Here is a 7,477-nt window from a genome sequence, read left to right on the forward strand (position 1 = left end):
GCCTAACTCACCTTTTTTGACGTTTCCAAAATCTCTTAAAGCGCGAATTCTATGAAGGGTTTTAAAGCCAACCTCTATTGTCTCTCCTGTAAATTCGTATTTTTTTGCAGGCTCTTGTTTATTAACAGGCGCGGTTGCATTTGAAATGGAAGAGATAACGGGGGTGTTGTTTGATATATTTTTCATAATTAAAACCTATCTGTTTAAAAGTTTTCAATTGAAACCCTATAAGGGTATCGGGTGTTGAAAACACGGCAGATAGTCCGTTGCTATGCTTTTCCCTCGCGAAGGGTATTGTATAGCATAGCTACACCCGACAAAATCATCATATATGCTAATTAGAGCATAAAAGATAGTCAGTTTTAATAGGATTAGGTTTATCGCAACCTCTTCGCTATCTGTTTAGTGTTTTCATCACTTGAGTATTTATATAACAAAATACGTATTTATTGTCAAACAATATTTTATCTTTTTTGATATTTTTTAAATACGTTGTGTATTGATAATATCTTATGCCTATTAATTGCTTCTTTTATATTTATGTGCTTTTAAAGCTATATTACGGGCTTTGTGAAACGACTGCGTATTTTCTGAATCTATACATTTATAATATTTAGAAACGCTCTCATAATGCATATTTTTAACTTTATAACCTATCAATTTTGTAACTAAATGAATTTTAATTTTTTTGTGAATTTTGTTTATAAGGGGCTCTAATTTAAACAACCTTAATAAGCACCGCGCTCTTATAACCAATGCATTAATTTGCATTTTTGCTTTATTTAAACAAAGCTACTGTTTTTACGCATTCTTTATAACTGTTATATGCTTTATAGCCATGGCATCATTTTTCATTGTCATAAGAGAAGCGATAAATAGAATAATTGTGATTTATTGCCTGTTATGAAAATATCTAAAGAGAGATTGATCATTATAGAGATCAGTAAAATCCCTTTTAATAGGCTTTTGTCAGTTGTGTCAGTTTTGTCAGTTCTTTTTAGATCCTCTATTATTTTTTTTAAATGAGAGAAAATTAAAAACATTATATTTCAATAGGTTATAATTTTAATGATGCAACCTTTATTAAAAGACAACCCATAAATTCAATTCATAATATATATTTGTCAGTTATGTGTCAGTAAATTGAACTGACAAAAGTGATCATTTTAATGAGTCATTAAAACGTGTCTTATGAAAAGCATATGAAATTAAAAACTGATTACGTTATCAAAATCCTTTTTATGAATTTTATCAGTTCTTTTGAATGATAACCTTATGATTTAGAGAATGATTACAACGTGCTTTATGAAAAGCATATGCTCCTTTAAGCCTTTCAAAAGATAGCTTGTAATTCATAAGAAGTGCTATCAAGATCATTATAGTTATGAGTTTAGAGGGTTTTGAAGGTTCCTTTTATCCCCCTTTATATATTATTTTTAATCAAAAATAAAAGTTATTATATTTCAATGCGTTAATGATCTAAATAAACAACCTATATTACAAACAACACATAAATACAATCTAGAATATATATAAAAAGAGGTTTTGAAGGTATTTTGAAGGTTTTAAGCACCTTCAAAACCTATAAGTAATATAAGAAAATGAATATATACAACTCTCTTTAAACAAAGCTTCTGATAACAATAAAGCTATCATTTTAGATTACGGTATAACTTCTTAAAGGCAATCTAAAAAAATTATTTAAAAGTTTAAATCGTATCTTTAATTTGAATTATAAATACATTATTAGACTTTTGATATTAATCAAAGATTTATGATGATGAAGTTTTTTATTTTATTTTATTTTGTTTGTTAATACTCACAGCTTGTGGTCCTTGGGATAATCAAGTAACACACTTGACCGGAATTGTTGATCCAAACTACAAGGGACGATTTCAAACCAAAAAGGTGGTTATAGGAGGTGTTGGCATGTCTATTTCTGAGCAAAAAGAACTTGAAGACACCTTTGAGAAATCCCTCGTTAAATACAATGTACAGATATTGAGAGGATTAGAACTTTTCCCTCCAACTCGTAATTATTCCTATAACGAGAAAGAGAAAATTATAACAAATAAAGGCGCAGATGCACTCCTAATAGTTAACGTTGATAATCGTGATATATCACAGACGTATATCCCGCCAACATATCATCCAGGAACCTCTACAAGTACTATTTCGGAAGTTGGACACTTTACTACCATAAGAACTGTAACGACACCAGGTTATGTGAGCGGTGGATATAATATTAGTAAGCCCGGCATAAGCGTTAGTGTTTACCTTATTCACAATACAAAAAACAAAGAAACCATATGGCTAGCAAAAGGCTCTAGCAATGGAAATGCTTTTGCATCATTTTCTAATCTCATAGTAAGCGTTGCAGAAACAACTGTCGAGAAACTAGCCAAAGAGGGGCTTATCGTCCCAAAGTAGAGTATCTAAAAGTGCAAGTTTCTTCTTTTTAGAATAACGCATGATAAATTATCCTTTTAAAGATTGTACGTAAGCAATGTATAAAGGGGGTATAGAGTATAAAGGGATATAGAACCTATAGGTATAAGACCTTATACCCCTTGTGAGTTTAGCATACCCATTATGTGAGCATGCTTTTAAGTTATTCAGTTTCTCTTATTTCTAGTTTTGGTAGGTTCTTAACAATTTTCATTGTCTCTAAACTTACAGTAATAACCCTTTGAAACAATTCTAGAGAGTAGGCAGGGTTTCCAACGGTTTCAACAGCATAGCGATTGGCATCATTGACAATGCCGCTCTTTTTATCAGTCTTTACGCATTGACGTTCCATAACCCATTCAAGAGCGGGCTTGCCATTAACGATATACTCATAAGCTTCAAGAGGGATATCTGTCATGGTAATATTGCTATTGTAAAAAACAGTTGATTTATCCTTTTCGGATTTTCCTTTCTCTTTAGCTGCTTTTGCGAATTTCATTTCAGTTACATAATAGAATTTTTCGGGATTAGAGATTTCTGTCTGTTTTGGATTACCCTTTTTAAAGGTCACTGGATAAGGCTCTATGCTTTCATAATTCACGTGCAAATGACCTAGTTCACGCCCTGCTGTTACAAATTTCCAAAAATCATCAGCACTCTTTACGCAAGGGATACGAGGTAATTCTTTAGAGAGGTTATCAGCATAACGGGCACGATAATCTTCCGAATGCAAAAGACCGTAAACGTAATAGAATAGATCATCTTTAGTGATAGTTTCATTAAGATAAGCCGCTTTAAAATGTGCTAATCCTTCATCAGTAATAGCATCACGCCTTTGTAAACCAGCTGTTGTACTTTCTTCTGTAAATAAATGGGATTGGTTTTCACTTTTACTTTTTAAAACTGTAGTATCTTCGTAAATATAACGTGGAAAGCATTTTCCTTTTTCAATTGTATCTAAATTAGGCAAAGCTTTAGTCATCAATACAGAAAAGTCTTTCTTTGCTCCTATACCTGTAATTTGTATTACTTTATTTTCAACAGCTTTTCCCATTGGGAATATACGAGGCATTTGATAAAGTACTTCATTAAAAGTATGATTATAATAAAGCCACTGCTTGGTAAAAGGACGATAAAGGCTTTGAATAAGGCATAAATCTTCAAACTTAAAAAACTTTCCTTTTACTAAATCTTGTTTAACACTATAGCTCCAACTGATTTTACTTTCATCGGAATTGACGAAATTATTTACAGCATTTTTATTTATCTTATGGTCAGCGTGTGCATAAGTATCATTAAAACGCTTCACTTCACTATTATAAAAGTTAATCATATTGCGCATATTTTTAGCTAAAGATTCACGGCTTGAGTTATACGCCCAAGCATCACGATTGGTTACAACCCCAAAAGAAACTATTTCAAACAGTTTTTTACTATGAGGTTTCCTATCACCTAGAGCTAGGAATGTCTTGAAACTGTCATCACGTTGACCAAGCCAATCATTATGCCTATCCGGTGTAATTATTTGCCAGCCTTGTTTGTTCTGTGTAATGCCATCAATACTCCTAAATTTTTCAATTATCGTGAGCTTTTCTTCTCTATTGAGATAGTCTCCAATATCACGGAAATGTATTTTACCACGCTTTTGTGCATTTGGATTTTTTACGAGAATAGAGATAGCAATAGGGGCTCGAGAGCCAGAACCAAAAATTTTGCCACCTTCTTTACGAGAAAGTTCTCCAGAGGTTCGTTGATTACCACGTAAATGAAAAATATAAAGGCTGCTAAATTCTTCAATGAGACATTTTCGTAAACCGTCCATAGAACTTCCATCAATAAAGCCCGCGTTTGTAACAAAACCAATAACACCACGGTCTTTTATACGGTCACTTGCCCAACGAATAGCACGGATATAACTATCATAAAGAGCTTGCACACCAGTTGTTTTGGAGTGAGCAGCGTAAGTTTCACTGATACGTTTATTTAATATGGGATAGGAAGTATTCTTTGCATTATCGTTTTCACTTTTTTGACCTGTTGAATAAGGTGGATTACCAAAGATAACTTTGATATCCAGTTTCTTTTGATGCTCCAAATATTCACTGTTTTCTTTGAATAATTTTTGCAGAAGGTTCTTCTCTTCAAGCATGCGGAAAGTATCGGTCAAACCAATATGCTTGAAAGGAATATATTCACCTTTCATGATACTATGATACGTCGATTCAATGTTAATCGCAGCTATGTAATAGGCAAGCAAAACAATCTCATTGGCATGGATATCATGACGGAATTTATATTCCATATCCTCTGGTTTGATGAGATTGGATTGTAAAAGCCTTGTGATAAAAGTACCCGTTCCCGTGAAAGGGTCAAGAATAGAAACACCCCGTGAACCTAAGCTTTTGCCAAATTCATTACGTAACACATCATCAACAGAATGAATGATAAAATCAACAACCTCAACGGGCGTATAAACAATTCCAAGCCTATCCGTAGTTTTCTTAAATGCCTTGGAAAAGAAATCCTCGTAAAGTTTGATAATAAGGTTTTGTCTTGCTTGGGGTTCGGTAATCCCAGAGGCGCGGAATTTTACACTGTTATAAAACCCTTGGAGTTCTAAAGACTCTTGCTTGATATCGGTTTTATCCAATTCAGCTAAAATCTTTTCCATCGCTTGTGAGATACTATTGTTCTGGACAAATTTATTGCCCTCAAACAAAGCTTCAAACACGGGACGCGTCACAAGATGTTGTCCTAACATCTCAAGGGCTTCCTCTTGCGTAATACTGTCGTTTAAATTGCTCTTTAATTCCTTATGAAACGCATCAAAAGCACACCGCGCTTTGCCTTTCTCATCAGAAAGAATATCTTTAAGATGATTGATATGGTTTTGAGCAATCTCAGCAACATTGTTCGCCCATATGCCCCAATAATCAGAAAGGGTTGATCTTTTAATCAAAACCGTTTTAAGAGCGCGAGGGAATGCCGCTATAAAGTTGAAGCTTGTTTGTCCATTATGCATGGAAAGCGATTTACGGATTGGAGAGACATTGCTTGCGCTTGCATGCTCTGGTCTTGCTTGAAGCGGGATATCATCAACAACCGTGGTGACATTCTCTAAATCCATATTTTGAGAAACTGTTACAATTTCTAAAATAGAGCTTACATCTTGTCCTAAATTCATCTGATTAAGCGTTTTACTAAAATTCTCATCATGAGCAAGCAGGGCATCGAGAACTTGCCAAACAACACTGTATTTTGGATTGTTCTTTAAAGCTTTTTCGGGGTCAATCCCAGCAGGGACCCCAACGGGTAAAATGATATAACCTCTTTTTTTGCCTGGAGCCCGCCGCATCACACGTCCTACCGCCTGTATCACATCGACTTGGCTTTTACGCGGGTGTAAAAACATCACCGCATCAAGAGAAGGAACATCCACCCCCTCAGACAAACAGCGTACATTGGTGAGCACACGGCAGTGATTTTCCCCCACATTTTCTTCCAACCAATCCAGTTTTCTTGACCGTTCTTTGGCGCCATCCTTCCCATCAATATGATCAACTTCACAGATCAGAGGAGGCGTATCAGGATAATTTTTATAAAGTCTGTTGAAAATCCGCTTAACCCCTTTTCCTTGAAAGGTATCACGGATCTGTTTAGAGGTCTTGATATCTTTACAAAAAGCCAAGGCACGACGCATGGGAGCCGTATCATCTCCAAGATCATTTTTCAGATCCAGTTTGGTTAAAGCTTGATAACAGCCAACAATTTTTGTTTTATAATCTAAAGTAAGTTCATAATCTTTACTTGTGGTGGGCATCTCCATGGTTTTACTGATTTCCCCTTCATCAACACCTAAAACAATAATCTTATAAGGGGTTAACAGTTCATTCTTGACCGCATCGGTAAAACTGTAGGTATAAAGCGCTTTTCCATAAATGGCTTCATTATCCATAGAGGCTAAAACAGCATCAACCTCATCAGCACGCCTTTTGGCATGATTACTAAAGATACGAGGCGTTGCTGTCATGTACAGACGTTTTTTACCGCGAATAAGAGTGTTATCATGAACCTTGATAAAATCAGATTCATTGTCGTCAGTTCCTAATGAAGCCCCCGTTGTTCTATGCGCCTCATCACAAATAATCAGATCAAAGGTTGCTAAACCATGATCCTTTTGCGCATCAACAATCACTTGGATCGATTGATAGGTCGCAAAAATAACACTCATGGCATGGGGCGAAGAGTTTCCTACTTTCTCGACAAGCCTAGAGGCATCCGTGGTAGCAGGGAGTGCTAAATCCGATGCCGATATTTCCCCATCATCCTCTTGGTTTTTACGCCGCTTGCCGATTTGCTTATCGGAACACACGGCAAAGCAACGCAAGGGCACTTGTGCATCGGCGGTCCATTCACGAATGCTTTGTGACATCAAGGCAAGAGAGGGGACCAAAAACAACACATGCTTGCCTTGACCTGCTATGGTTTCTGCTATCTTCAAACTGGTGAAAGTCTTGCCCGTTCCACATGCCATAATCAGCTTGCCACGGTCTGCTTCTTTTAACCCTTCACAAACCGCTTTGAGCGCTTCTTTTTGATGATCTAAAAGCTTTTTCTTCGTTTGCTCGTAAAGGACAATGTTGCCTGTCTTATCAAAAATACCCCAATCGATTTGACTATTTTCCATATCAAACAGATTAATTCGATAAACCGGAACTGCTTGCCCTTCAATCATGGTATTGGCATTGTCGCTTAAATCTCTTTCCGTGCTATCAATGAGAAGGCGGTATTTAAATCTCTTTTTACCAGAAATGGCGATAAAGCTTTCAATATCGTCTTGGGTAATCTGATGATTGGTCTCATAAAATTGACAGCGAATAGCAACATAATCGTCTTGATCACGAATTTTCGCTACCAAATCAATATCGGTGTCTGTATCGCTTCCTTTCCAGCCCTTTTCGTCAGCGACCTCTCTATAAGTTTGAACCTTTTCGTATTCTTGGCATTGAAGCGGGTCTTGCGTCAAATA

At 35.8% G+C, this 7,477-nt stretch carries 2 protein-coding genes and 1 pseudogene; 1 reads left to right on the forward strand and 2 read right to left on the reverse strand.

Annotated features, from left to right (window positions below; translation table 11 throughout):
* Window positions 1-186, reverse strand: a pseudogene (locus ACFIMX_RS01125) (hypothetical protein); the annotation flags it as partial.
* A gap of 1,743 nt (window positions 187-1,929) precedes the next feature.
* Here ACFIMX_RS01125 and ACFIMX_RS01130 point away from each other — a divergent pair.
* The gene (locus tag ACFIMX_RS01130; protein WP_375639574.1) at window positions 1,930-2,430 is read left to right on the forward strand and encodes a hypothetical protein; all 501 of its coding nucleotides are present in this window, start codon (window positions 1,930-1,932) and stop codon (window positions 2,428-2,430) included.
* Window positions 2,431-2,611: 181 nt separating this feature from the next.
* Here the strand turns inward: ACFIMX_RS01130 and ACFIMX_RS01135 are convergent.
* Window positions 2,612-7,477 (reverse strand): DEAD/DEAH box helicase (locus ACFIMX_RS01135; RefSeq protein ID WP_375693912.1); only part of this gene is annotated, 4,866 nt, incomplete at its 5' end.

The sequence above is a fragment of the Bartonella sp. AD24XZML genome, assembly GCF_042196485.1.
Taxonomy (GTDB): domain Bacteria; phylum Pseudomonadota; class Alphaproteobacteria; order Rhizobiales; family Rhizobiaceae; genus Bartonella.